At 65.8% G+C, this 25,733-nt stretch carries 31 protein-coding genes; 30 read left to right on the top strand and 1 reads right to left on the bottom strand.

The genetic code is table 11. The annotated features are described in order from the left end of the window. The first annotated feature begins 25 nt into the window (after window positions 1–25). The 18 genes from ASC59_RS17780 (at window position 26) to ASC59_RS09600 (ending at window position 18,751) form a co-directional block, all read left to right on the top strand. On the top strand, window positions 26–2,095 hold the full coding sequence (locus tag ASC59_RS17780) for a type IV pilus twitching motility protein PilT (RefSeq protein WP_327063431.1): 2,070 nt from the start codon (window positions 26–28) through the stop codon (window positions 2,093–2,095). Further along, entirely contained in the window at window positions 2,095–3,321 is a 1,227-nt protein-coding gene (locus ASC59_RS09680; protein WP_055821433.1) for a type II secretion system F family protein, read from the top strand. Before ASC59_RS17780 ends, ASC59_RS09680 begins: the two co-directional genes overlap by 1 nt. Window positions 3,322–3,493: 172 nt before the next feature. Continuing rightward, complete coding sequence (locus ASC59_RS17775; RefSeq protein ID WP_082513508.1) at window positions 3,494–3,931, top strand: competence type IV pilus major pilin ComGC; 438 nt, start codon at window positions 3,494–3,496, stop codon at window positions 3,929–3,931. Between the two features lie 31 nt (window positions 3,932–3,962). After that, window positions 3,963–4,391 (top strand): type IV pilus modification PilV family protein, encoded by a 429-nt coding sequence (locus ASC59_RS09670; protein WP_055821430.1) that lies wholly within the window; start codon window positions 3,963–3,965, stop codon window positions 4,389–4,391. Then, complete coding sequence (locus tag ASC59_RS09665) at window positions 4,388–4,966, top strand: PilW family protein (protein WP_055821426.1); 579 nt, start codon at window positions 4,388–4,390, stop codon at window positions 4,964–4,966. The genes ASC59_RS09670 and ASC59_RS09665 overlap by 4 nt, the downstream gene beginning before the upstream one ends. Further along, window positions 4,957–6,645 (top strand): hypothetical protein, encoded by a 1,689-nt coding sequence (locus ASC59_RS09660; protein ID WP_055821423.1) that lies wholly within the window; start codon window positions 4,957–4,959, stop codon window positions 6,643–6,645. Before ASC59_RS09665 ends, ASC59_RS09660 begins: the two co-directional genes overlap by 10 nt. Window positions 6,646–6,650: 5 nt before the next feature. Further along, complete coding sequence (locus tag ASC59_RS09655) at window positions 6,651–7,475, top strand: prepilin peptidase (protein WP_055821420.1); 825 nt, start codon at window positions 6,651–6,653, stop codon at window positions 7,473–7,475. Between the two features lie 29 nt (window positions 7,476–7,504). Beyond that, window positions 7,505–8,551: a type IV pilus assembly protein PilM gene (gene pilM, locus ASC59_RS09650; protein WP_055821417.1), complete on the top strand. Its 1,047-nt coding sequence runs from the start codon at window positions 7,505–7,507 to the stop codon at window positions 8,549–8,551. Beyond that, complete coding sequence (locus ASC59_RS09645) at window positions 8,548–9,378, top strand: hypothetical protein (protein ID WP_055821414.1); 831 nt, start codon at window positions 8,548–8,550, stop codon at window positions 9,376–9,378. Before pilM ends, ASC59_RS09645 begins: the two co-directional genes overlap by 4 nt. Then, the gene (locus tag ASC59_RS09640) at window positions 9,375–10,178 is read left to right on the top strand and encodes a hypothetical protein (protein ID WP_055821411.1); all 804 of its coding nucleotides are present in this window, start codon (window positions 9,375–9,377) and stop codon (window positions 10,176–10,178) included. The genes ASC59_RS09645 and ASC59_RS09640 overlap by 4 nt, the downstream gene beginning before the upstream one ends. Window positions 10,179–10,269: 91 nt before the next feature. Further along, entirely contained in the window at window positions 10,270–11,283 is a 1,014-nt protein-coding gene (locus ASC59_RS09635; RefSeq protein ID WP_055821409.1) for a hypothetical protein, read from the top strand. Window positions 11,284–11,433: 150 nt separating this feature from the next. Then, complete coding sequence (locus ASC59_RS09630) at window positions 11,434–11,943, top strand: DUF6121 family protein (RefSeq protein ID WP_055821407.1); 510 nt, start codon at window positions 11,434–11,436, stop codon at window positions 11,941–11,943. A gap of 68 nt (window positions 11,944–12,011) precedes the next feature. Further along, the gene (locus ASC59_RS09625) at window positions 12,012–12,662 is read left to right on the top strand and encodes a hypothetical protein (protein WP_055821404.1); all 651 of its coding nucleotides are present in this window, start codon (window positions 12,012–12,014) and stop codon (window positions 12,660–12,662) included. A 325-nt stretch (window positions 12,663–12,987) separates the two neighbouring features. Further along, a complete protein-coding gene (rpsL, locus tag ASC59_RS09620; RefSeq protein WP_055821401.1) occupies window positions 12,988–13,362 on the top strand; it encodes a 30S ribosomal protein S12 in 375 nt (124 codons plus the stop codon). Further along, window positions 13,362–13,832, top strand: a complete 471-nt coding sequence (rpsG, locus tag ASC59_RS09615) for a 30S ribosomal protein S7 (RefSeq protein ID WP_055821398.1) — start codon at window positions 13,362–13,364, stop codon at window positions 13,830–13,832. The genes rpsL and rpsG overlap by 1 nt, the downstream gene beginning before the upstream one ends. A gap of 76 nt (window positions 13,833–13,908) precedes the next feature. Next, window positions 13,909–16,023, top strand: coding sequence for an elongation factor G (fusA, locus tag ASC59_RS09610; RefSeq protein WP_055821395.1), 2,115 nt, complete (start codon window positions 13,909–13,911; stop codon window positions 16,021–16,023). Between the two features lie 173 nt (window positions 16,024–16,196). Continuing rightward, a complete protein-coding gene (tuf, locus tag ASC59_RS09605; protein WP_055821392.1) occupies window positions 16,197–17,390 on the top strand; it encodes an elongation factor Tu in 1,194 nt (397 codons plus the stop codon). A gap of 149 nt (window positions 17,391–17,539) precedes the next feature. Then, window positions 17,540–18,751, top strand: a complete 1,212-nt coding sequence (locus ASC59_RS09600) for an acyltransferase family protein (protein WP_082513507.1) — start codon at window positions 17,540–17,542, stop codon at window positions 18,749–18,751. Window positions 18,752–18,781: 30 nt separating this feature from the next. Here ASC59_RS09600 and ASC59_RS09595 read toward each other — a convergent pair whose 3' ends face one another. After that, entirely contained in the window at window positions 18,782–19,237 is a 456-nt protein-coding gene (locus ASC59_RS09595; RefSeq protein WP_055821386.1) for an OsmC family protein, read from the bottom strand. 40 nt (window positions 19,238–19,277) lie between these two features. Between ASC59_RS09595 and ASC59_RS09590 the strand changes: the two genes are divergently transcribed. The 12 genes from ASC59_RS09590 (at window position 19,278) to rpsQ (ending at window position 25,733) form a co-directional block, all read left to right on the top strand. Further along, window positions 19,278–19,982, top strand: coding sequence for a YoaK family protein (locus tag ASC59_RS09590; protein WP_055821383.1), 705 nt, complete (start codon window positions 19,278–19,280; stop codon window positions 19,980–19,982). A gap of 457 nt (window positions 19,983–20,439) precedes the next feature. Then, window positions 20,440–20,748, top strand: coding sequence for a 30S ribosomal protein S10 (gene rpsJ / locus ASC59_RS09585; protein WP_055821380.1), 309 nt, complete (start codon window positions 20,440–20,442; stop codon window positions 20,746–20,748). Between the two features lie 10 nt (window positions 20,749–20,758). Further along, window positions 20,759–21,415: a 50S ribosomal protein L3 gene (gene rplC / locus ASC59_RS09580; RefSeq protein WP_055821377.1), complete on the top strand. Its 657-nt coding sequence runs from the start codon at window positions 20,759–20,761 to the stop codon at window positions 21,413–21,415. 4 nt (window positions 21,416–21,419) lie between these two features. Continuing rightward, the gene (rplD, locus tag ASC59_RS09575; RefSeq protein WP_055821375.1) at window positions 21,420–22,079 is read left to right on the top strand and encodes a 50S ribosomal protein L4; all 660 of its coding nucleotides are present in this window, start codon (window positions 21,420–21,422) and stop codon (window positions 22,077–22,079) included. Beyond that, entirely contained in the window at window positions 22,076–22,378 is a 303-nt protein-coding gene (gene rplW, locus ASC59_RS09570; RefSeq protein WP_055821369.1) for a 50S ribosomal protein L23, read from the top strand. The genes rplD and rplW overlap by 4 nt, the downstream gene beginning before the upstream one ends. 18 nt (window positions 22,379–22,396) lie before the next feature. After that, the gene (gene rplB / locus ASC59_RS09565; protein WP_055821367.1) at window positions 22,397–23,236 is read left to right on the top strand and encodes a 50S ribosomal protein L2; all 840 of its coding nucleotides are present in this window, start codon (window positions 22,397–22,399) and stop codon (window positions 23,234–23,236) included. Between the two features lie 12 nt (window positions 23,237–23,248). Continuing rightward, on the top strand, window positions 23,249–23,530 hold the full coding sequence (gene rpsS, locus ASC59_RS09560) for a 30S ribosomal protein S19 (protein WP_055821365.1): 282 nt from the start codon (window positions 23,249–23,251) through the stop codon (window positions 23,528–23,530). 26 nt (window positions 23,531–23,556) lie between these two features. Further along, complete coding sequence (gene rplV / locus ASC59_RS09555; protein WP_082467805.1) at window positions 23,557–23,922, top strand: 50S ribosomal protein L22; 366 nt, start codon at window positions 23,557–23,559, stop codon at window positions 23,920–23,922. Beyond that, on the top strand, window positions 23,922–24,680 hold the full coding sequence (rpsC, locus tag ASC59_RS09550) for a 30S ribosomal protein S3 (RefSeq protein ID WP_055821362.1): 759 nt from the start codon (window positions 23,922–23,924) through the stop codon (window positions 24,678–24,680). The genes rplV and rpsC overlap by 1 nt, the downstream gene beginning before the upstream one ends. Next, on the top strand, window positions 24,680–25,099 hold the full coding sequence (gene rplP, locus ASC59_RS09545; protein WP_055821359.1) for a 50S ribosomal protein L16: 420 nt from the start codon (window positions 24,680–24,682) through the stop codon (window positions 25,097–25,099). The genes rpsC and rplP overlap by 1 nt, the downstream gene beginning before the upstream one ends. Next, on the top strand, window positions 25,099–25,422 hold the full coding sequence (gene rpmC, locus ASC59_RS17630; protein ID WP_055821355.1) for a 50S ribosomal protein L29: 324 nt from the start codon (window positions 25,099–25,101) through the stop codon (window positions 25,420–25,422). The genes rplP and rpmC overlap by 1 nt, the downstream gene beginning before the upstream one ends. A 2-nt stretch (window positions 25,423–25,424) precedes the next feature. Next, the gene (gene rpsQ / locus ASC59_RS09535) at window positions 25,425–25,733 is read left to right on the top strand and encodes a 30S ribosomal protein S17 (RefSeq protein WP_055821352.1); all 309 of its coding nucleotides are present in this window, start codon (window positions 25,425–25,427) and stop codon (window positions 25,731–25,733) included.

Below are 25,733 nucleotides of genomic sequence, written 5' to 3'. Positions count from 1 at the left end.
CGACCCGCGCGAACAAGGAGACGTCATGACAAACCAGAACAACGACCTGCCGATCAATCCACCCGGCATCTCGTTCGAGGACTGGGCCGCGCTGCTCACCGGTGGCACCGGGGGAGCGGCACCGATGTCGCCGCCGCCCTCGAGCGCACCCGTGCCGCCGCCGGCCGCTGCCGGCCCCGCCGCCGTCGTGCCGCCCGCCGCGTCACCGGCTGCCGCATCCGTTCCTCCAGTGCAGCCGTCACAGGTCTCGCCGGCGGCCTCGGACCCGCTGGCCGAGGCCCTCGAGGCCTCGTGGCGCGAGAGCCTGCGGCAGGAGGCCCTGCGCGACGCGTCGCAGGTGCAGAACCCCGAGCCCGTCGTCGCGCCCGTCGCCCCAGCGGCACCTCTCGCAGCGCCGGTCGCTCTGCCGCCCGCCGCAGCTTTCGCGGCCCCGGCGCCGATGCCCCCGCCCGTCGAGGCGGCCGCATCCGGTGCGCCGCTGGCCCCGCCCGCTCCTGTCGGTGAGTCGCGGCGCTCTCGCCGTGCCGAGATCGCGGCCGAGGCAAGCAATCCCTTCACCGATGGACTCGAGGGTGAGACGGATGCCGCTCCTCTCGTCGCGCCGGTCGTGTCAGCCGGCGAACCAGCGCTGCCGACCGTCCCCGACTTCTCGAAGACGGCTCCCCTCGACTCCGGGCTCTTCAACGCCGAGGTTCGCGAGCCCGACGCCGTCACCGCGGTGCTTCCGGTGGTGCCGACCGAGGTGATCGACATCGCTCCTCCGGCCGCACCCGTTGCGCCGATCGCCGCCGACGAGCACCTCGCCGCGCCCGAGTCCGCGTCCGAGGTGAGCGTGGAGGAGGCTGCTGCCGGTCTCGCCCAGACACCCCCGACCCCCGCGCCGGCACGCGAGGCGGCACGGGAGCGACCCGAGCCGACTGCATCCGCTGTCACGGAGAAGTCCGCGGCTCGCGAGGCTGCCGACCGTGACCTCGTGCACTCACTGAGGGAGGTCGTGCTGCAAGGAGCATCCGACCTTCACGTCACGGCCAATTCGGCGCCGACCATCCGCATCCATGGTGGCCTCACCCAGCTGCCCGGCCCGGTGTGGACCAGCGACAAGGCGAAGCAGGCGATCTACAGCATCATGTCGCCAGCCCAGCGGCAGAAGTTCGAGCGCGAACTCGAGCTCGACTTCGCCTACGCCATCTCGGAGAACGCCCGCTTCCGAGTGAACATCTACCAGCAGCGCGAGAACGTCGGCGCCGCCTTCCGTCTCATCCCGACCGAACTGAAGACCCTCGAGGAGCTCGGCGTTCCCTCGTCCGTCGGCCGCTTCGCCACGCTCCCGCGTGGGCTCGTGCTCATCACGGGGCCGACGGGTTCCGGAAAGTCGACGACGCTCGCCGCCCTCATCGACCTGGTGAACTCCACCCGTGCCGACCACATCGTGACGGTCGAGGACCCGATCGAGTTCATGCACAACCACAAGAAGTCGCTGGTGAACCAGCGCGAGGTCGGCCACGACACCCACAGCTTCGCGGCCGCCCTCAAGCACGTGCTGCGCCAGGACCCCGACGTCATCCTGGTCGGCGAGCTCCGAGACCTGGAGACCATCTCCGTCGCCCTCACCGCGGCCGAGACCGGTCACCTCGTCTTCGCCACACTGCACACGCAGAGCGCGGCCCAGACCATCGACCGCATCATCGACGTCTACCCGCCGCACCAGCAGAACCAGGTGCGCGCGCAGCTGGCGGCGACCCTCAAGGGCGTGGTCACCCAGACTCTGGTGAAGCGGGCGAGCGGGCAGGGCCGTGTGGTCGCGACCGAGATCCTCATCACCACGCCGGCCATCGCCAACCTCGTGCGCGAGGGGCAGACCTTCCAGGTGCCCTCCGCCATGCAGGCCGGTCGCGGGCACGGAATGCACACCCTCGACCAGCACCTGGCCGAACTCGCGAACGAAGGCAAGATCACGCGGGACGCCGCGTTCGAGAAGTCGAATGATCGCGAGAGCCTCAAGCAGCTGATCTCCCGCACCGAGACGCAGGGCGGCGGTCCCAGCCTCGACGGCATCGACTTCGGCGACGCCTATTCGTCGAAGGATCCCGCCTGATGTCCACCGTCCGTACGTTCGAGTACAAGGGTCGTGACGCCGGCGGCAAGGTGGTCAAGGGCAAGGTGGACGCCGCGACCCCCTCCGTTGCCGTTAACCGGATGCGCACGATGGGCCTCTCGCCGATCGAGGTAAACGAGTCGAGCGGGGGAACAGGTCTCCAGATGGAGATCAAGATGCCCTTCGGCGATCGGGTCAAGCTCAAGGATCTCGCCGTGATGAGCCGTCAGATGGCGACGATGGTCGCGGCCGGCCTGTCGCTGCTGCGAACGCTGAACATCCTTGCCGAGCAGACCGAGAACAAGACGCTCGCTGCGAGCCTCAAGTCGGTGCGTGGCGAGATCGAGGCGGGCGGATCGCTCTCGAGCGGGATGGCGAAGCAACCGACAGTCTTCCCGCCGATCATGATCTACCTCGTGAAGGCCGGCGAGACGGGTGGATTTCTCGAACGTGCTCTGGAGTCCGTCGCTGCGAGTTTCGAATCCGACGTCAAGCTGCGCGGTACCATCAAGTCGGCGCTGACCTACCCCGTGGCGGTTCTCTGCATCGCCATCGTGGCCATGTTCGGCATGCTCATCTTCATCGTTCCCGTGTTCGAGAACATGTTCAAGGGCCTCGGGGGAGAGCTGCCGCTTCCCACGCAGGTTCTCGTCGTGCTCTCGAAGCAGATGATCTGGTTCGTTCCTTTGTTCGCTGTGGTGGCGATCGCATTCAGCGTCTGGTGGCGCAGGAACAAGCACACCGACCGGGTCCGCGGCTTCGTGGACCCGCTGAAGCTGAAGCTGCCGGTCTTCGGCGGCCTCATCAAGAAGCTCGCCGTCGCACGGTTCACTCGCAATCTCGCCACGATGCTCGGTTCCGGCGTTCCGATCCTCCAATCGCTCGCCATCGTCGGGGAGACCTCGGGCAACAAGGTGATAGAGGATGCCCTGGATCGGGTGAGCGACGCGGTGCGTCAGGGAAAGTCGATTTCGGAGCCGATGGCGCGGGAGGACATCTTCCCGCAGATGCTCACCCAGATGGTCGCCGTCGGCGAGGACTCCGGCTCGCTGGAGACGATGCTCGGCAAGGTGGCCGACTTCTACGAGGAGGACGTGCAGTCTGCCACCGAGCAGTTGACGGCCATGATCGAGCCGCTCATGATCGTGGTCATCGGCGGCATCATCGGGTCGATGATCGTCGCGCTCTACATGCCGATGTTCAGCATCTTCGAGCAGATCAAGTAGTCAACCCCATTGACCTCGCCAGCGCCGTCGCGCGTCCCCCTCAACTGGGGTCAGAATCACGCCGATTCACCCCCTTACAAGGGATTTTATCCCGATCAGGGTGGCCAATAGAGTCGCTATCGGCGATCCGAAACCGCCGTCTCCGTCACTCCCTACACTGATTGGAATCACCATGACCCGCTTCCTGCAGGCACTCCAGAAGCGCCGCACCGACGCCGCGGGCAACGAGAAGGGCTTCACCCTGATCGAGCTCCTGGTCGTCGTCCTCATCATCGGCGTGCTCGCCGCCATCGCCATCCCGATCTACCTCGGCCAGCAGGATGCAGCGAAAGACAACGCGACCCAGGCTCAGGTCACGAACGCCAAGACGGCGGTCGTCGCACAGCTCGTTTCCGGAACCGCCCCAACCGCAGTAGCTCTTACGGCAGCCAATGGATTCACTCCCAGCGCCGACATCCCCGTCACCATCCAGTGGTCGACAGACAACAAGAGCTTCTGCATCGCCGGCACCGACAAGTCGGGAACGGCACACAAGGCGGCCATTGACGACACAGGTGCGGCTCTCAAGGGTGGCATCTGCACCGGCGGCAAGGCAGTAGCAGGCTCCTAGGCTCCTGACATCCGAGCGGAACGTCTCATTTATGAGTACCTACGCAACCGAAACCGCGCTCGTCAAGGACGAGCGCGGTTTCGGCATGGTCGAAATCCTGGTCTCCATGCTCCTCCTGGGCATCGTCGCCATCGCATTCCTGCCGCTCCTCATCCAGGGGCTGAAGGTCTCACAGCTCAACACCACGACAGCCACGGCCACCCAACTCGTCAACCAGCAGGCTGACGGTGCTCTGGCCACTCCTCAGAATTGCGACGCATTCGTCGAGTTCATGGGCCGGCCGCTCGTGAGCGTCACCGATCCTCGAGGCGTCGTGCTCACTCCGCACATCACGGGCACGACCACCTGCCCCACGGTGTACCCGGCGACCGTATCCATTCGGGTTTATGTCACCAACCCCTCAGGTTCCGTTGTCGCCGAAACGACCGCCCTCATCCTTCTTCAAAAGGCTCACGCATGACGATGGCACGCGACGAGAAAGGCTTCACCCTGGTGGAGCTCATCGTCTACAGCGGACTCTTCGTCATGATCCTCGCCATCGTCGGCGGCTTCCTCATCAACTCCATCAAGGGGGATGCGCTCGTGCGCGACTCCTCACAGGCGACCCAGGATGGGCAGCTGGTCGCCCGATCCTTGAAGACGGGGATCGCGAACGCATCGGACATCCGCCGCACGCTCCTCACCGATGACTCGGAGCTACTGGTCGCTCACACCCGCAGCGGCGACGCCGCTGGAACCGCCAATTGCCAGGCGTGGTACTACACCCCGCTGTCCGGGGGTGCCATCTACTGGATGAGCGGCCCCGGCAGCACACCCATCCCGTCTCCGAGCATCGACCCGGCCGGCACCACGACGCCGCCGGGATGGATTCTGATGCTTCGGGGCGTGACCCCACACTCGACTCGAATCTTCACAACGGGCACGGGGAGTGTCACCCTCGACATGAGCGTCGACGCCGGTGATCGTCCTGCCGTACTCATCCAGACCACCGTGAATCAGCGTATCCAGCAATCGGAGAGCCTCGCATGCTTCTGAACCGAATCCTTCCGGTCGCACGCGATGAACGCGGCAGCGCCCTGATGGCCGTGCTCGCAGTCTTCTCCATCTCGCTCATCGTCGCGATGGCCGTCGCCGCGACGACCCTCAGCGCCTTGGGTTTCACCGGGGCGACCCGTGCGAGCGTGCAGGCGACCACGGCAGCGGAATCAGGCGTCAACGCCATGGCTGCAACGCTGCAGAACACTGGGTGCCCTGCCGGTGGAACCACTGCGACCGCGGTCACGGCCGTGCCTGCCTACTCCGCGTCGATCGAGTGGAGTGAGTATTCGACACCGGAGGAGGCGCAGTCACACGGCGCGTGGCACGCGGGCTGCCCTTCCCCCTCCGCCCAGGTACTCCGGATCACCTCCACCGGATTCGCGCAGAGCAAAGGCGTGGTCGGCAATGCAACCGGTGACCAGCGCAAGATCCAGGCCGTCTACACGACGGTGCGGTCGGCGGTCGGCATCACGGCAACGGGCGCAGCTCTCTACGCCTTCAGCTCGGGAGGCTTCTCAGGATCCGGTGGAATTCTTGCCGGCACCGGCGCTGTGCCGTCCGTTCAAGTCAAGAACGGTGACGTGACCTGTTCGGGTGGCAGTCCGACATACGCCAACGTCGTCGTCGCTGATGGCGAGTTCACAGGGTCGGGAAGCTGCAAGATCAGCGGTGACGTCTACGCCGCGAAGAAGATCACATTCAGCGGGGTCGTTCCGGTCGGTGGCAACGTCGTCGGCAAGGAACTCGACATCAACGGCGCACTCATCGGTGGCAGTGTCTGGGCGACCAGTCCCTCGGGGAAGATCACCGTGCAGTGGGGGACTCTGGTCGGCGGCAATGCCACGGCCAGCACGATCGCACTCAATGGAGGCAACATCCGTGGCACGGCGTGGGCGACCGGCGCGGCGACTTCGGTGTCCGGGTCATCCATTGACGGCAACCTCACAGCCAAATCCTTCAGCGGTCCGGGCACCGTGAGGGGCGTCAAGACCATCGTCGCGAGTGGCCCCGGCCCGGGGCCTGCGGCGCCCGCGATGCCCCTGGTTCCTGAGTGGATCGATTTCAAGTACGACATGAGCGCGTGGACCGGGTACACCGAGAAGGTCCTCAGCGGGGCCGACTGCACGAAGGCCAAGCTCGTCGCAGCGATGGAGCTTCCGGGAACTCACGTGATCGACATGCGCACGTGCACTGCGGGTATGCAGCTCGACGGTGGAACAGTTGTCTCCCTGACAGGCGACAAGGTGATCGTCGCCAACAAGTTCAGCTTCGGCGGGGGCGCGCAGATCAAGTCGACGACCTCGAATCGCGTGTGGTTCATCACGCCGGACGAGACAAGCAACCACCAGCCGAACTGCCCGGTGAACGAGGGATCGATCAACAGCTGGAACGGTGTGGCGTCGAATCCCGCAGCCACGGCCGGAGGAGGCTTCACTTTCGCGGGCGTCTCGGCATTGCTGTACACGCCATGCACGGCAGTGCTCGGGGCAGACATCCGCTGGCCGGGTCAGGTGTTCGGGGGCAAGGCCACGGTGGACGGAGATGGGAAGATCGACTACAAGCCGCTCGGGCTCCCCGGCTACGACCTCAGCACTGGGATCGCCAACCCGACCGGGCCATCAACGCCGAGCGGGATCGTTCTCTCTGCGCGGCTGTCCATTCGAGATTTGAATTGATCCTCATGGTCGTCGTCGTGGGGATATTCGGCTCGCTTATCGGGTCGTTCCTGAACGTGGTGGTGTATCGCGTGCCGAGGCGGATGTCGGTGGTGGCGCCTCCCAGCGCCTGCCCGAGCTGCGGGACGCACATCACCGCGCGCGACAACGTTCCGGTGCTGTCATGGCTCTTCCTGCGCGGAAAGTGCAGGACGTGCGCGGCCGCGATCTCCGCGCGCTACCCCTTGGTGGAACTCGGCACCGCGCTGTTCTTCGCGGTCGTGGCCCTCGTATTCGTACCGCCGCTGTTCGTGGCCACGGATGGCCAGCAGATCGCCGCCGACGCATTGATCCTGGTCGCGTACCTCTACCTCGCGGCGATCTCGGTGGCCCTCGCATTGATCGACTTCGACACGCACACCCTTCCGAACCGGATCGTGCTCCCGGGCTACCCTGTGCTCGCCGTGCTGTTCACGGCATCCGCGGCGCTGGGCGGAGCATGGGACGCGCTGCTCGGCGCCGGCGTGGGGCTGCTGATCGTCGGCGGCACCTACCTCCTTCTCGGTCTGATCGCGCCACGCGGAATGGGTGGCGGTGACGTCAAGCTGTCGGGCGTGATCGGCATGGCGCTCGGATGGCTTGGTTGGGGCCCGCTCATCGTCGGCTCCCTGTCGGCGTTCATCCTCGGCGGGCTCTTCGGGCTCGCCCTCATCCTGTTGCGGAAGGCCGACCGCACGAGTGGTATCCCCTTCGGCCCTTGGATGCTCCTCGGCGCCTGGATCGGCATCCTCGCCGGCGAACCGCTCTGGAACGGCTATCTGGCGATCTTCGGTCTGGCTGGCACCCTCTGATGTGCACTGTGAATGGAATGAGGTAACTGATGGCGACATCAATCGTCGGCGTCGACTTCGGCAGCCGAGTGATCCGGGCGGTCGAACTAAGCGATGTGACCAAGTCGCGCCCGACCATCGAGCGCTATGGCGAGATCGAGGTGCCCGAGGGCGCGATCCTGCGGGGCGAGGTCGTCGAGCCCAATACCGTTGCTGCGGCTCTCAGGAAGATGTGGGCCTCCGCCGGATTCAAGAGCAAGTCGATCGCCATGGGCATCGGGAACCACAAGGTACTCGCCCGTGATCTGGCCGTGCCGCGGATGTCTCGCAGCCGAATTCGCGAATCGCTGCCCTTCCAGGTTCAGGACATCATTCCCATGCCCGTGGCCGAGGCGCTGCTGGACTTCTACCCGGTCGAGGAGATCGTGAATGAGAACGGGCCGGCGATCCAAGGCCTGTTCGTCGCTGCCCCGAAGGAGGCGGTACTCGGCAATGTCAGGGCGGCCAGGCTCGCCGGGCTGACCACCGTCGATGTCGACCTGCTCCCTTTCGCCGTCTCCAGGGTTGCGCTTCGGGGTGCTGGAGCGAACGGCACATCGGTTCTGGTCGACGTCGGTGCGGGCACCACCAGTGTCATCATCGCTGGGGGCCGGGTTCCGCAGTTCCTGCGCATCATCCCCACCGGCAGTGACGACCTCACTCAGGCGCTGGCGCTCAGGCTCGAGACTGATATCGCCACTGCCGAATCACTCAAGCGCCGCATCGGACTCTCTTCCGTGCCGGTGCCCGCTGAAGATCAGCGGGCACTCGAGATCATCTACGAGATCACCGGCGACCTGCTCACGAGCATTCGCAACACCATCACCTATTTCTCCAACACGCGCCCCAATCGATTGCCGACGCAGATCATCCTGACGGGGGGTGGCTCGGCTCTGCCCGGGTTCGGCAGGTCTCTGGGCGAGTTCACCCGTCTGCCCGTGGCGTTCGCCGACCCGTTCGGGGGCTTCGCTATCGCCAAACGGCTCGATGCGCCCTCGATGCGGACGTATGGCGCATCAGCTGCTGCCGCTCTCGGACTGGCGATGGTGGCGGCATGAGCGTCATCGAGACACCTCCGGAGGCGGTGGAGGCCCAGGAGTCACCTGACGAATCGGCTCGCGGAGCCCGCAAGGCGGCAAAGCAACTTCCAGCGGCTGCGCCCAAGCAGTCCAAGTCGACGACCGAGGTCGTTGAAATCGGCGGGACACCGCGCGTAGATCTCCTGCCACCCGAGGTTCGTGCCCAGGCTGCGGTCCGCCGCATACGGGGGCGTGCGCTGCTGGCCCTGGTGCTCGCGGTCGCGCTCGTCTTGGCGGGCACCGGCTATGCGGTATTTACCAACGTGAACGCTCAACTTCTGCTTGCGAACGCCAACCAGCGCACGGGCGATCTCGTGCAGAAGCAGGCCGACTATGCCATCGTGACCCAGGTCGAGCAGGCGACCCAGGCGGTGCATGACGCCCAGGCGCTCGGCGGCTGGACGGAGATCGACTGGCGCAGTTTCCTCCAGGCAGTTCAGGCGACGTTGCCGGCGGGCGTGACCATCACCGCCGTGAACGTCGATTCCGCGTCACCCACCGAGGCTTACGCCCAGTCGACGGTTCCATTGGAGGGCGCGCGCATCGCCACGCTCACCTTCACGGCGACGAGCAGTGACATTCCGCAGATCCCGGCCTGGTTGGACGCCCTGCGCGCCGTACCCGGGTTCACGGATGCGATGCCGACATCGGTGAACCAGGCTGAAGGTGGCTACACGGTGAACATGATCATGCACATCAACGACAGCGCACTCTCGAAGCGATTCCTGCCCGACGTGCCGGCCGGCGATGCCGGCACGCCAGCCGGTGATTCCGCAGATACCGCAGCGACAGGAGCCGCACAGTGATCACTCCAGCCAGACTCTGGGTCATCGGTGCCGCCGTGGTGGCTCTTCTCGTGGTGGTCGGCGGCTACTTCGTGGCCATCTCGCCGCAGCTCTCCGCCGCATCCACCGCCGACCAGCAGAGGCAGGCGGTCGAAGGCCAGAACGCTGCTCTCGAGGCTAATCTCCTCACTCTCGAGGCGAAGAAGGCCGACATCGGTACGGCACAGACTGCGCTCCAGGCACTGAGGGCATCCATCCCCGCGTCGGCCGACACGTCTGCCATGCTAAACGAGCTGAATGCCCTGGCGGCGCAGAACCAGGTGACCATCACCACGGTCAGTTTCGGCACCGCCGCAGCGTTCGCCCCCACGGCTCCGGATGTCGTTCCGGTGCCTGAGGCGTCGACCGAAGGCACGTCGGCGACGCCAACGCCAACGCCGACTCCGACTCCGACTCCGACTGCTCCTTCGGGGGCTTCTGCCGTTCCGGTTCCCGCAGGCACGGCATCGATGGCGACGGTTTCCGCTCCGACCAGCTCCCTCGTCACCGCTGAAAACTTCGTCACGATTCCACTCGACCTTGCGGTCAATGGTGAGTACAGCAAGGTGCTCGACTTCATTGCCGGGGTGCAATCGGGCGCCCGCCTCTTCCTGGTCAATCACGTGACGACGACAGCCGCCACGGAAGCAGCTCCCGTCGGAGACGACGGTGACGTGGCACCAGCCACGGTGGGCCAGCCGGCAACCGGCGTCATCAGTGGTCTGATCTATGTGCTCCTCGGCGTTGACGTCACGGCAACAGACGCTGCGGCCGCAGGTTAGTCAGCACCGCACGCCTAACGCCCCACCGGGCGCCCCGTTGCTAGTCTGAGCAACGAATGGGCGCCCGCTGGGCGCGGGAGGAGTACGACAGATGAGCACGACGGAGCCGAACGGGGCCGCAGAGCCCACGAACGAGCCCACGCCGACGACGGGACCGACGCAGGTCGCCGACACTCCCGCCGACGCGACAGGCGCCACGACGGTCATCGACACTCCGGCCGAGCCGGTCGCAGAGCCTGCACAGCCGGTGGCTGAGCCCGTCAACGAGCCCGCCGCTCCGGTCTCGGAGCCCGAGCCGCTCGTCGAGCCGCCGGCACCCGAGCCCGCGGCCCCCTACGTCGCTCCGAGCGTCGACTCGATTCCGGATGCCGCCGCTGCCGACGAGCAGCCCATCGACTACGGCTCGGCCCAGGAGCCGGAGCCCTACGTCTCCCCCTCCACGATCGCCGCCCCCACCGCTGCGGCAGCCGCCACGGCTCCGGCCTCCCAGCCCGTCGTCGACGAGGCACCGGCCGCCAGCTACCCGAACGACGCCTATCCGGCTGCTGCCACCCCGATCTACGTCCAGGCACCCACGCCGCCGGTGAACAAGGGCAACCGCGGCTTCGGAATCCTCGTCGGGCTCATCGCGACCGCGGCCTTCGCCATCCTGTACTCGATCGTCGCCCTGATCACGGCGGGCGTCTTCACCGGCGACGGAGCGGCAGACGCGTTCCGCGACTTCGCCAGCCGCCCCGTGTTCTACGTTCCGATCATCGCCTTCTTCGGCGTGTTCGCGCTGCTCGCCGCCATCATCAACCGCGCCGGCTGGTGGGCGTGGGTGGTCGGAGCGTTCTTCGGCGCCGTTCTCGTCTACTTCTCCTACATCGCGGCGTCCCTGCTGACCGTCGGAGCGTGGACCCTCACCTACGACGAGGCCATCGCGTTCCTCGCCAACCGCTGGTTCGACCCGCTCGCGATCGGTGCGGCCGTCATCGCCCGCGAGGTGCCGATCTGGTTCGGCGCCTGGATCGCCTCGCGTGGCCGCAAGGTCACCGAGCGCAACATCGCCGCCCGCCAGGAGTACGACCGCGTGCTCGCCGAGGGCCCGACGCTCAGCCGCTGACCTCCCGGTCGCAGACCACCCTCACCGCAGAAACCGCGGGTGCCGCTCCAACGGCACCCGCGGTTCCTGCGTTTCCGGCCGCATTCGGGCGTCGGCAGGTGCCGACTGTCGACCCGCGGATGCCGCGCGAGGCGCGCGTACGCTGAAAGCGTGACCGTTCCAGCATCCGATCAGGCGCCGCGCCGCGTGGTGCTCACACTCGCGGTCTTCGCGCTGGCGGCCTTCGTCGCCGCGGTCGTCTGTGCCTTCGGATTCGCCAGCCTCATCACCGATGTGAGCGTCATCGACGAGCCGGATGCCGGCCCCCTCGTCGGACCCCTCATGGTCGCCGCTGCCGCGTTCGTGCTGTTCAGCGCGCTCATCGTCGTCGGCATCCGCGTCGATGCGACGTCGCGCTTCATCTCCCTCTGGGCCATCCTCGCCACGGGAGTCGCCACGACCGCTGCGTATCTGCTGGTGGGAGCCATCGTGTACTCCGCCACGACGGGGGACCTGCTCGACGCCGTGCTCTTCCTCGGCCATCACATCCTGCGCCTGTTCACCCTCGTCGTCTTCCTGCTCGCGGTCATCACGGCGGTGCTCTACCTGCTCGTGCTGCTGCGGCAACTGCACGGCGGCCTCCGCCCACTGTGGCCGTGGGAGCGGCACGACGGGAACTGAGAGCCGAGAGCCCGGCGAGTTCCGCCCGAATCCCCCGGAATCATGCGGCGGACGGTACGGTGAGAATCGTGGAAGGCTCGATCGAAGCCCGTGTGAGCCACGAAGTCGACAACTGGCTGCGGTGGCTGCCTAAATGGCGCCCCGGCACCCACCGGGCTCGAACCCGACTGTGCCGTCGGTGCTTCGGATCTCCGATCATCGCTGCGGCCGGTCTCTCCACCGACGTGCCGCACGCGGTGCAGCACGCTCTCTCGATGCGCATGAAGCTCATCATCGACTCGGCCGTCGACGACTACACCGATCGCAACCTTCCGCTGCTGCGCCGTGAGATCCGTCTGAGCGAGGAGCGCAAGGCTCACCGGCCGTACCGGCCGGGGGAGGGCCTCCCGCCCGAGGTCACGGGGTTGGAGCTCGATCCCGAGCCCGAGCCGGGCCAGCCGTACCTCTTCACTCTCGGCGAACTCGCCAGCCAGACGGCCGCCGAGTTGGCCCCGCCGCCGCCCGAGCCGCTGTCGGAGCCCGAGAAGGAGGCCATCCGCGCGGAGGTCAAGCTGGCCGATCAGTACGCCAAGCAGATCGGCCGCCGGGTGTGCGTCGAGCTCGTGCAGCACCGCGACCGCATCGAGAAGGCCGTCGGCGACATCGTCGAGCCGCAGATCGCCCAGCTGCTCGCCGACCTGGATCGCGAACTCGACTCGCCCATCTGGCCCGGCTTCTGAGGGGAATGCGGATGCTCCCGTCCGCGTTGCATTCCTCGTGAACCCTGCCTGTGCGCGGGCCGTGAGACACGCGCCCGCGTTTGACCGCCTGTGTGGCGGGCAGTAGAGTAGGGCGGGTGTGCGCTCCTGTGCGCGCTTGCTTCGTGCCCCGGCTCCGGCCGGGATGTGAGCCGGCGACCGAGGGCCACACGGGAAGGGAGCCCTGAACGGGCTGCCCCCACGGCATACCCACCATACAAAAGGCGTCGCTCGTCTGCGATGCCGGTGGGTCGTGATGTGAAACAAATCATCAAGCTGTCACCGTGCAGCACAACAAGGAGAAATAGTGCCAACCATTCAGCAGTTGGTCCGTAAGGGGCGCACGCCGAAGGTCTCGAAGACCAAGGCTCCCGCTCTGAAGGCCAACCCCCAGCAGCGCGGCGTCTGCACGCGCGTCTACACGACGACGCCGAAGAAGCCGAACTCGGCTCTCCGCAAGGTCGCCCGTGTGAAGCTCTCCAACGGAACCGAGGTCACGGCCTACATTCCCGGCGAGGGCCACAACCTGCAGGAGCACTCGATGGTGCTCGTGCGCGGCGGTCGTGTGAAGGACCTCCCCGGTGTGCGCTACAAGATCGTTCGCGGCGCACTCGACACCCAGGCGGTCAAGAACCGTAAGCAAGCGCGTAGCCGCTACGGAGCGAAGATGGACAAGAAGTAATGCCTCGTAAAGGACCCGCACCCAAGCGCCCCGTCGTCGCAGACCCCGTCTACGGCGCACCGATCGTCAGCCAGCTCGTCAACAAGATCCTCAAGGATGGCAAGAAGGCCATCGCCGAGCGCATCGTGTACGACGCTCTCGAGGGTGTCTCGGCCAAGAATGGCCAGGACGCCGTCGTCACCCTGAAGAAGGCACTCGACAACGTGCGCCCGACCCTCGAGGTCCGGTCGCGTCGCGTCGGTGGCTCCACCTACCAGGTTCCGGTCGAGGTCAAGCCTCACCGCGCGAACACCCTGGCGCTGCGCTGGCTCACCAGCTACGCCAAGGCTCGCCGCGAGAAGACCATGACCGAACGCCTCACCAACGAGATCCTCGACGCGTCCAACGGCCTCGGCGCCGCTGTGAAGCGTCGTGAGGACACTCACAAGATGGCCGAGTCGAACAAGGCATTCGCCCACTACCGCTGGTAGTCGGCAGGCGGATGCCGCGACTCGCGTCGCGGCATCCGCCCCATCTTCACCCCAACAACTTTTCGGAGGACACCCCGTGGCACAAGACGTGCTCACCGACCTGAGCAAGGTCCGCAACATCGGCATCATGGCCCACATCGATGCTGGCAAGACGACGACAACTGAGCGCATCCTGTTCTACACGGGCGTCAACCACAAGATCGGCGAGACCCACGACGGCGCCTCGACGACCGACTGGATGGAGCAGGAGAAGGAGCGCGGCATCACGATCACGTCTGCCGCCGTGACCTGCTACTGGAACAAGAACCAGATCAACATCATCGACACCCCCGGTCACGTCGACTTCACCGTCGAGGTGGAGCGTTCGCTCCGCGTGCTCGATGGCGCCGTCGCCGTCTTCGACGGCAAGGAGGGCGTCGAGCCCCAGTCAGAGACCGTCTGGCGTCAGGCCGACAAGTGCAACGTCCCGCGCATCTGCTTCGTCAACAAGATGGACAAGCTCGGCGCCGACTTCTACTTCACCGTCGACACCATCGTGAAGCGCCTCGGCGCCAAGCCGCTGGTCCTGCAGCTCCCGATCGGCTCCGAGTCGAACTTCGAGGGCGTCGTCGACCTCATCGAGATGCGTGCACTCACCTGGCGCGGAGACGCTAAGGGTGACGTCCAGATGGGCGCCAAGTACGCCATCGAGGAGATCCCCGCCGACCTCGTCGAGAAGGCTGCGGAGTACCGCACCCTCCTCCTCGAGACCGTCGCGGAGACCAGCGACGACCTCATGGAGAAGTACTTCGGTGGCGACGAGCTGACCGTGGCCGAGATCAAGGCCGCGATCCGCAAGCTCACCGTCAACTCGGAGATCTACCCCGTGCTCTGCGGTTCCGCGTTCAAGAACCGCGGCGTTCAGCCGATGCTCGACGCCGTCATCGACTTCCTCCCCTCCCCGCTCGACGTCCCCGCCATCGAGGCGCACGACGCTCGCGACGAGGAGAAGGTCGTCATGCGTCACGCGGACTCCACCGAGCCGTTCACCGCTCTCGCCTTCAAGGTCGCTGTGCACCCGTTCTTCGGTCGCCTCACCTACGTGCGCGTCTACTCGGGTCGTCTCGACTCGGGTGCCCAGGTCATCAACTCGACCAAGGGCAAGAAGGAGCGCATCGGCAAGATCTTCCAGATGCACGCCAACAAGGAGATCCCCGTCGACTCGGTGACCGCCGGCAACATCTACGCCGTCATCGGCCTGAAGGACACGACCACGGGTGACACCCTGTGCGACCCCGACAACCAGGTCGTTCTCGAGTCGATGACCTTCCCGGAGCCCGTCATCGAGGTCGCCATCGAGCCGAAGACCAAGGCCGACCAGGAGAAGCTCGGTACCGCGATCCAGAAGCTCGCCGAGGAGGACCCGACCTTCCGCACCGAGCAGAACCAGGAGACCGGTCAGACGGTCATCAAGGGAATGGGCGAGCTGCACCTCGACATCCTGGTCGACCGCATGAAGCGCGAGTTCAACGTCGAGGCCAACGTGGGCAAGCCCCAGGTCGCCTACCGCGAGACGATCAAGAAGACCGTCGAGCGTCACGACTACACCCACAAGAAGCAGACGGGTGGATCGGGCCAGTTCGCCAAGATCCAGTTCGCGCTTGAGCCCCTCGAGGTCACGGCCGAGCAGACCTACCTGTTCGAGAACAAGACCACCGGTGGACGCGTTCCCCGTGAGTACATTCCTTCGGTCGATGCCGGATTCCAGGACGCCATGCAGTACGGCATCCTCGCCGGATACCCGATGGTCGGCGTCAAGGCAAGCCTGCTTGACGGCGCCGCACACGACGTCGACTCCTCGGAGATGGCGTTCAAGATCGCCGGCTCGATGGGCTTCAAGGAAGCCGCTCGGAAGGCGAACCCGGTTCTGCTCGAGCCGTTGATGGCCGTCGAGGTGCGCACCCCTGAGGAATACATGGGTGACGTCATCGGTGACCTGAACTCGCGCCGCGGTCAGATCCAGTCCATGGAGGACGCCAGTGGTGTGAAGGTCATTCGCGCCAACGTCCCCCTGTCGGAGATGTTCGGATACATCGGCGACCTGCGCTCGAAGACCTCGGGCCGCGCCGTGTACTCGATGACGTTCGACAGCTACTCGGAGGTCCCGAAGGCAGTCGCCGACGAGATCGTCCAGAAGAACAAGGGCGAGTAACACCACCTGCGTTCACCACGCTGGAGCACCGACAGCAGTGTCGGCGCCGGGGGAGCTGAGCTCCCCCGGTTCACGCCCCGGTTGATGAAGTAACATGACAACACAAACCCCCGTAGAAACCGAGTGCAATCCAGCGCCCGGCGCTTCTACACGAGTCCTGAGGAGGACCCACAGTGGCTAAGGCCAAGTTCGAGCGGACCAAGCCGCACGTCAACATCGGAACGATCGGTCACGTCGACCACGGCAAGACCACGCTCACCGCCGCTATCTCGAAGGTGCTCGCGGACAAGTTCCCGTCTGCCACCAACGTGCAGCGCGACTTCGCGTCGATCGACTCCGCTCCCGAGGAGCGCCAGCGCGGCATCACGATCAACATCTCGCACGTCGAGTACGAGACGCCGAAGCGCCACTACGCGCACGTCGACGCTCCTGGTCACGCTGACTACATCAAGAACATGATCACCGGTGCGGCTCAGATGGACGGCGCGATCCTCGTGGTCGCCGCCACCGACGGCCCGATGGCTCAGACGCGTGAGCACGTGCTGCTCGCCAAGCAGGTCGGCGTTCCCTACCTGCTCGTCGCGCTGAACAAGTCCGACATGGTCGACGACGAGGAGATCCTGGAGCTCGTCGAGCTCGAGGTTCGCGAGCTGCTCTCCAGCCAGGGCTTCGATGGCGACAACGCCCCCGTCGTCCAGGTCTCGGGCCTCAAGGCTCTCGAGGGTGACGAGAAGTGGGTCCAGTCGATCCTCGACCTCATGGACGCCGTCGACTCCTCCGTGCCGGACCCCGTGCGCGACAAGGACAAGCCGTTCCTCATGCCCGTCGAGGACGTCTTCACGATCACCGGTCGTGGAACCGTCGTCACCGGCCGCGCCGAGCGTGGAACCCTCAAGATCAACTCCGAGGTCGAGATCGTCGGCATCCGCCCGACGCAGAAGACCACGGTCACGGGTATCGAGATGTTCCACAAGCAGCTCGACGAGGCATGGGCCGGCGAGAACTGTGGTCTGCTCCTCCGCGGCACCAAGCGCGAGGATGTCGAGCGCGGCCAGGTCGTCGTCAAGCCGGGTTCGGTCACGCCGCACACCGACTTCGAGGGCACCGCGTACATCCTGTCCAAGGACGAGGGTGGGCGTCACAACCCGTTCTACGCGAACTACCGTCCGCAGTTCTACTTCCGCACCACCGACGTCACCGGCGTCATCACGCTGCCCGAGGGCACCGAGATGGTCATGCCCGGCGACACCACCGACATGACCGTCGCGCTGATCCAGCCGATCGCCATGGAAGAGGGCCTCGGCTTCGCCATCCGTGAGGGTGGACGCACCGTGGGTGCCGGTACGGTCACCAGCATCATCAAGTAGTAACTCTCGTTACTCCTGAATCAGGGGTCGGGCCTTCGGGTCCGGCCCCTTTTTCGCGCCATCGGCCCCTTTTCGTGCAGAAGACGATTGCGTGAGAGTCCTCTTCAAGTCCTTGCGTTCGCATAGGGGTCCATGCCTAGCGTGGGACCGTGCACAGTGAGAAGGTGGTCGGCCCCGATCGTGCTCCTGCGCGCCCGGAGATCCAGGAGCTCCGGGCACTCGCGGTCGGCGTCGTGGTGCTCTACCACTTCTGGCCTGCGCTGTCCCCGGCCGGCTACGGGGGCGTCGACGTCTTCTTCGTCGTCTCCGGATTCCTGATCACGGGCATCCTGTTGCGGGATGCGGCCCAGACCGGGCGCATCCGGTTCGCGCGCTTCTACGGGCGCCGCGTGCGGCGCATCCTGCCGTCAGCGCTGCTGGTGCTCGCGGTCACCTCCATCGTCACGGCCGTCGTGGTTCCTCCGGCGGAGGCGGCGCGCTGGTTCCGCGAGATCCTGGCGAGCACGCTGTTCATCGAGAACTGGACGCAGTCGATCGAGTCCCAGCAGGGGACGGGCCTCGAGTCCACGCCGGTGCAGCACTACTGGTCGCTCTCCGTCGAGGAGCAGTTCTACCTCGTCTGGCCGCTGGTGATCCTCGCCGGCGTCTGGATCGCCTCGCGCTTCCTCCGCCCCCGGATGCCGGTCATCATCGCCCTGCTGGGGACCGTCACCGTGCTCTCGTTCGCCACGTCGCTCGTGCTCGTCAGCATCGACAACAACCTGGCCTACTTCTCCACCCTCAGCCGGGCGTGGGAGTTCGGCATCGGCGGCCTGCTGGCATGCGTCCCCGCCGCCGTGGGCCACGAGCGGCTGCGCGCGGTCACGTCCTGGCTCGGGCTGACGCTGATCGTCGCATCCGTGTACGTCGCCACCGACGTCGACGCCTTCCCGGGCCTGCTCGTTCTGATGCCCGTGTTCGGCGCCGCCGCCGTCATCTGGGCGGGCACGCCGACTGTCGCCTGGTCCACCCGCCGTCTGGTGTCCTTCCGTCCCGTGCTCTGGCTCGGCGGCATCTCCTACGCGCTCTACCTGTGGCACTGGCCCGTTGTCATGCTGACGCCATACATCACCGGCCGCCCCAGCGAGAATCCGGTGATGCTGCTCCTGCTCGCGATCTCACTCCTGCTGGCGTGGGGAACCACCCGATACGTCGAGGATCCCATTCGCTTCGGTGTCGCCAGCCACCGCCTGCGCACCCGCACCATCATCGTGGCCGCTGCCGCGATCGGCGTCGTCCTCGTCGGCACATCCGCCATGGCGGCCGATGCGCTCACCGAGGTGGCGGAGGAGAACGTCGCCTGTCACAGCGGTTCCCCATGACCGAGGCGAACCGAGGCGCGCAGTCTCCCCTCAGACCTCGGTGCCGTTGATGGTCGTCGACAGGTCGATAGCACTGCCCACGCTCCTGGCGACAGTGCACGACTTCTCGATCGACCGCTCGATGAGGCTGATGAGCTTCGCCCGATCCTCCACGCTCATCTCGTCGAGGCCGTCGATCACGATCTCCTCGTCGATCGCCTTGTAGCGGTTCTCGTCCTTGTCCGAGGTGCCGTGAGCCCAGTACGTCGCTGTGAAGTCGTCGCCGAAGCGGCGCGCGATCACCGAGTCTGCACTCATGCCGGCGCATCCGGCCAGCGCCGCCTTCAGCAGCTCACCCGGGGTGAAGGCGCCGTCGACGGATGTCGGTCCGATCAGCACGGTCGCGCCGCGGTCGTTCCGCCCCTCGAAGGTGCGCTCGCCCACCCTGGTGGCCGAGACGCTGCCCGGTGCCACACGCACACCCGTCGGAATTCTGTCGTTCGTCATGCAACCGTCCCCACGTCGTTCTGTCTGTACCGTTGAGCGTATGACGGATGCCGCGACCCAGCGACGCTTCGACGTCGCTTTCCTGCCGGCACTCCAACTCCTGACCTTCTCGACAGGGATCGTCGACGCCGTCAGCTACCTCGCCCTGGACAGGGTCTTCACCGGCAACATGACCGGAAACGTGCTCTTCATCGGCTTCGCCCTGGCCGGCACCGGAGGGATCCCGCTGCTCAACAACGTCGTGGCGCTGGTGGGCTTCCTCATCGGCGCCCTGCTCTGCGCCCGCATCGTGCGGGGTCGAGTGCACGCCAGCCGGCTGCCGACGGCGAACCTCGCGGTCCTGCTCGGATCAGCCGCGCTGGCTCTCATGCTCGGCATCCTCTGGCTCTCGCTGCACACCCTCGAGGGCATCCTCCTGCTCCTGGTGACCGGCTTCCTCGCCATTGTCATGGGCGCGCAGGCTGCGAGCGTTCGCGCGACAGGCATCACCGACGTGACCACGATCGTCGTCACGTCGACCCTCGCCAACCTGGCGATCGACAGCCGGCTCGCCGGCGGCACGGGGGAACGGTGGCCCCGGCGTCTGGGTGCGGTCCTGGCCATGGGCCTCGGCGGCGCCTGCGGCGCGCTGCTCGTGCGCTTCACCGATGGGGCCCCGGCGCTCGTGGCCGCGGCCATTCTGATGCTCGTCGCCGTCGCCCTCCTGCACGTCGCCCGCAGGCGGGAAAGCGCCGCTCTCCAGTGATGCGGGAGCCCCGGAATGACGCCGAAGCTGGGAGTCCGCGGCGCGCGACACGCCCGGGCTTGCAGCATGGCTCCCAGTGTGGCAAACTCGACTAGTTCAGCATTTCGGATGACTGCGTATGCGCGCGTCTTCGAATCACTGCCAGGCAGTGCATAACCTCCCTCCGGGATCAGGTTAGGCCGCGGGCAGCAGGACGGACTTAATCGACAATCACTGCACAGGGTCTACCTCTGTGCCTCCTCCGGTCCAGACCGGAGGCGTGAGGGTCGGTGACAGGCTCGCAGGGCGGGTCTGTCGACATCATCGGATGCAGGTTCCGGTTGTGTGGACAGGCCCGGCCGGCGGCCGATTGACAGATAAACAGTGGTGCGACATACGTAGTGCTACGACGGCGTCCAATGCAGCCGGCTCGAGAGAGTTCCGGATGTAAGACGCCTTGACAGAGAGAGAGTTCGACATGGCGGGACAGAAGATCCGCATTCGACTGAAGTCATACGACCACGAGGTCATCGACACCTCGGCGCGCAAGATCGTCGACACGGTCACCCGTGCTGGTGCAACCGTCGTCGGCCCCGTGCCGCTTCCGACGGAGAAGAACGTGATCTGCGTGATCCGTTCCCCCCACAAGTACAAGGACAGCCGCGAGCACTTCGAGATGCGCACCCACAAGCGCCTCATCGACATCATCGACCCGACGCCCAAGGCTGTCGACTCGCTGATGCGCCTCGACCTTCCGGCCGATGTCAACATCGAGATCAAGCTCTAAGGGAACGACCATGTCTACTGCTAACAAGACCAGCAAGGGTCTGCTCGGCACGAAGCTTGGCATGACCCAGGTGTGGGACGAGAACAACAAGCTCATCCCCGTCACCGTCATCGAGATCACTCCCAACGTGGTCACCCAGATTCGTACCGCAGAGGTCGACGGCTACAGCGCCGTGCAGATCGCTGCAGGCCAGATCGACCCGCGCAAGGTGACCAAGCCCGCCGCCGGTCACTTCGACAAGGCCGGAGTCACCCCGCGTCGTCACCTCACCGAGGTGCGCACGGCTGACGCCGCCGACTACACCCTCGGCCAGGAGCTCACCGCAGAAGGTGTGTTCGAGGCCGGACAGCTCGTCGACGTCGTCGGCACGAGCAAGGGTAAGGGCACCGCCGGTGTCATGAAGCGCCACAACTTCAAGGGCGTCTCCGCTTCGCACGGTTCGCACCGCAACCACCGCAAGCCGGGCTCCATCGGCGCCTCGTCGACCCCCAGCCGTGTCTTCAAGGGCATGCGCATGGCCGGTCGCATGGGTGCCGAGCGCGTCACCGTCATGAACCTCAAGGTTCAGGCGATCGACGCCGAGAAGGGCCTCATCCTGGTCAAGGGCGCCGTTCCCGGCGCTCGTGGCCGCCTCGTTTTCGTCCGCACCGCAGTGAAGGGGGCGTAACCACATGGCTACCGCTACCAACACCGTCGACGTCGTCGACGTGACTGGAAAGAAGTCCGGCACCGTCGAGCTCCCCGCTGAGCTCTTCGACGTGCAGACCAACGTCCCGCTCATCCACCAGGTCGTCGTGGCGCAGCTCGCAGCTGCACGCCAGGGCACGCACAAGGTGAAGAGCCGTGGCGAGGTCTCCGGCGCCGGCCGCAAGCCGTTCAAGCAGAAGGGAACCGGTCGCGCTCGTCAGGGCTCGATCCGCGCACCTCAGATGACCGGTGGTGGAATCGTCCACGGACCGACTCCCCGCGACTACTCGCAGCGCACCCCCAAGAAGATGATCGCCGCAGCCCTGCTCGGTGCCCTCTCCGACCGCGCTCGTGGAGCCCGCGTGCACGTCGTCGAGTCGCTCACCCTCGGTGAGACCCCGAAGACCAAGGCCGTCATCGCCCTGCTCGAGCAGATCGCCACCTCGAAGCACGTTCTCATCGTGCTCTCGCGCGGTGACGAGCAGGCTCTCAAGGCCGTGCGCAACATCCCGACCGTGCACACCCTCACGGCCGACCAGCTGAACGCCTACGACGTCCTCGTCTCCGACGACATCGTCTTCACCAAGGCTGCTCTGGACTCGTTCATCGCAGCCAAGACCAAGAAGGTTGAGGTCTCCGCATGAGCGCCGCCCACAACAAGGACCCGCGCGATGTCATCATCTCGCCGGTCGTCTCGGAGAAGAGCTACGGCCTGATCGACGAGGGCAAGTACACGTTCATCGTGGACCCGCGCTCGAACAAGACCGAGATCAAGCTCGCGATCGAGAAGATCTTCAACGTCCAGGTCGCTTCGATCAACACGCTCAACCGTGTTGGCAAGACCCGCCGCACCAAGTTCGGCATGGGAAAGCGCAAGGACACCAAGCGTGCCATCGTCACGCTCAAGTCCGGTTCCATCGACATCTTCACGGCTGTCGGCTAGGGAGCAGAGGAATAACTAATGGCTATTCGTAAGTACAAGCCCACGACGCCGGGTCGTCGCGGTTCGTCTGTTGCGGACTTCGCAGAGATCACCCGCTCGACCCCCGAGAAGTCGCTGCTTCGCCCGCTGCCCAAGACCGGCGGACGCAACAACCAGGGTCGTATCACGACCCGTCACATCGGTGGTGGCCACAAGCGCCAGTACCGCGTGATCGACTTCAAGCGCAACGACAAGGACGGCGTGCCGGCCAAGGTCGCTCACATCGAGTACGACCCCAACCGCACCGCTCGTATCGCGCTGCTGCACTTCGCAGACGGCACCAAGCGCTACATCCTGGCTCCGAACAAGCTCGCCCAGGGCGACATGATTGAGTCCGGCCCCAGCGCTGACATCAAGCCGGGCAACAACCTCCCGCTGAAGAACATCCCCACGGGTACCGTCATCCACGCCATCGAGCTCCGTCCCGGCGGCGGCGCGAAGATGGCCCGGTCGGCCGGCGCATCCGTGCGTCTCGTCGCCAAGGACGGCCCCTACGCCCAGCTGCGTCTCCCGTCGGGCGAGATCCGCAACGTGGATGCGCGCTGCCGCGCCACGATCGGCGAGGTCGGCAACGCCGAGCAGTCGAACATCAACTGGGGCAAGGCCGGCCGCATGCGCTGGAAGGGCGTCCGCCCGACCGTGCGTGGTGTCGCCATGAACCCCGTCGACCACCCGCACGGTGGTGGTGAGGGCAAGACCTCCGGTGGACGTCACCCGGTCAGCCCCTGGGGACAGAAGGAAGGCCGCACACGCAAGCGCAACCTTCCCAGCGACCAGCTCATTGTCCGTCGACGCAACGTCGGCAAGAAGCGTAAGTAGGAGTTGTAGAAGATGCCACGCAGTCTCAAGAAGGGCCCCTTCGTCGATGACCACCTGCTTCGCAAGGTGATCTCGGCCAACGAGGCCAACAGCAAGAACGTGATCAAGACCTGGTCGCGCCGCTCGATGATCATCCCGGCCATGCTGGGTCACACCATCGCGGTGCACGACGGTCGCAAGCACATCCCGGTGTTCGTCACCGAGACCATGGTCGGGCACAAGCTCGGCGAGTTCGCGCCCACCCGCACCTTCCGTGGACACGTGAAGGACGACAAGAAGGGCCGTCGCCGCTAACGCGGTGACGTGAAGGAGGAGAAGAAATGGTGGAGTCGATCGCACGCGTGCGACACATCCGCGTCACCCCCCAGAAGGCTCGTCGCGTCGTCAACCTCATCCGCGGAAAGCAGGCTCAGGAGGCACTCGCCATCCTGAAGTTCGCCCCGCAGGGTGCAAGTGAGCCCGTGTACAAGCTGGTTGCCTCGGCAATCGCGAATGCGCGAGTCAAGGCCGACGCCTCGAACACCTACCTGGACGAGCAGGACCTGTACATCGCCAAGGCATTCGTCGACGAGGGTGCAACCCTCAAGCGTTTCCAGCCGCGTGCCCAGGGCCGTGCATTCCAGATTCTGAAGCGCACCAGCCACATCACTGTTGTGCTCGCCACTCCTGAGGAGGGTACGAAGTAATGGGTCAGAAGGTAAACCCCTACGGCTTCCGTCTGGGAATCACGACCGACCACGTGTCGCGTTGGTTCTCGGACTCGACCAAGCCCGGTCAGCGCTACAGCGACTACATCGCTGAAGACATCAAGATCCGTCGTCTGCTGCAGACCTCGCTCGACCGCGCGGGAGTCTCGCGCATCGAGATCGAGCGCACCCGTGACCGAGTGCGTGTGGACATCCACACCGCTCGCCCGGGTATCGTCATCGGCCGGCGCGGAGCAGAGGCCGAGCGCATCCGCGCCGACCTCGAGAAGCTCACCGCCAAGCAGATCCAGCTGAACATCCTCGAGGTCAAGAACCCCGAGGCCGACGCTCAGCTGGTCGCGCAGGGCATCGCCGAGCAGCTCTCCGCACGTGTGGCCTTCCGCCGCGCGATGCGCAAGGGCCTGCAGGGCGCCCAGCGCACCCCGTCCGTCAAGGGTGTTCGCATCCAGGTCTCCGGTCGCCTCGGCGGCGCCGAGATGAGCCGTTCGGAGTTCTACCGCGAAGGCCGTGTGCCGCTGCACACGCTCCGCGCGAACATCGACTATGGCTTCTACGAGGCCAAGACCACCTTCGGCCGTATCGGCGTGAAGGTCTGGATCTACAAGGGCGACATCACCAACAAGGAACTCGCTCGCGAGCAGGCGAACCAGAAGTCGTCGCGCCCCGAGCGTCGTGACGACCGTCCCCGCCGCGCCCCGCGCGCCGAGGCGCCGGTCGCGGAAGGAGCGTCGGCATAATGTTGATTCCCCGTCGAGTCAAGCACCGCAAGCAGCACCACCCCGGCCGTTCCGGCCAGGCCACCGGTGGTACCAAGGTCACCTTCGGTGAGTTCGGTATCCAGGCCATGACCTCCGCGTACGTGACCAACCGTCAGATCGAGTCCGCTCGTATCGCGATGACGCGTCACATCAAGCGCGGTGGAAAGGTGTGGATCAACATCTACCCCGACCGTCCGCTCACCAAGAAGCCTGCTGAGACCCGCATGGGTTCCGGTAAGGGTTCGCCCGAGTGGTGGGTCGCGAACGTCAAGCCGGGTCGAGTCCTCTTCGAGGTCTCCGGCGTCTCCGAGGAACTCGCTCGTGAGGCCATGACCCGTGCAATCCACAAGCTGCCGCTCAAGGCACGCATCATCAAGCGCGAGGAGGGCGACGCATAATGGCGATCGGATCCAAGGAGCTCGCCTCAGTCGAGCTCGACACCTACGACGACGAGCGTCTCGTGGAAGAGCTGAAGAAGAGCAAGGAAGAGCTGTTCAACCTGCGCTTCCAGTCGGCCACCGGCCAGCTCGAGAGCCACGGCCGCCTGCGTGCGGTCAAGCGCGACATTGCTCGCATCTACACGGTCATCCGTGAGCGGGAGCTCGGCATTCGTGCCACCCCCGCACCGGTCGAGGTTCCCGCCAAGGCTGAGAAGAAGAGCGCCAAGAAGGCCAAGGCGACCGATGAGGTCACCGAGGCTGCAGAGACGAAGGAGGCCTAGTCATGGCTGAGACCAAGAAGGCCGCAAGCGCGGCCGAGGTCGCCGAGACGGCTGAGCTCGTTCGCGGCTACCGCAAGACCCGTCGTGGCTACGTCACGAGCGACAAGATGGAGAAGACCATCGTCGTCGAGGTCGAAGACCGCGTGAAGCACCCGCTGTACGGCAAGGTCATCCGCCGCACCTCCAAGGTGAAGGCGCACGACGAGCTCAACACGGCCGGCATCGGCGACCTCGTCCTCATCAGTGAGACCCGTCCCCTCAGCGCTTCGAAGCGCTGGCGCCTGGTCGAGATCCTCGAGAAGGCCAAGTAA

The organism is Leifsonia sp. Root1293 (genome assembly GCF_001425325.1).
In the GTDB taxonomy this organism is placed as follows: domain Bacteria; phylum Actinomycetota; class Actinomycetes; order Actinomycetales; family Microbacteriaceae; genus Orlajensenia.
Note: the sequence above shows the minus strand (reverse complement) of the source record. Positions and strands in the feature narration are given on the sequence as shown.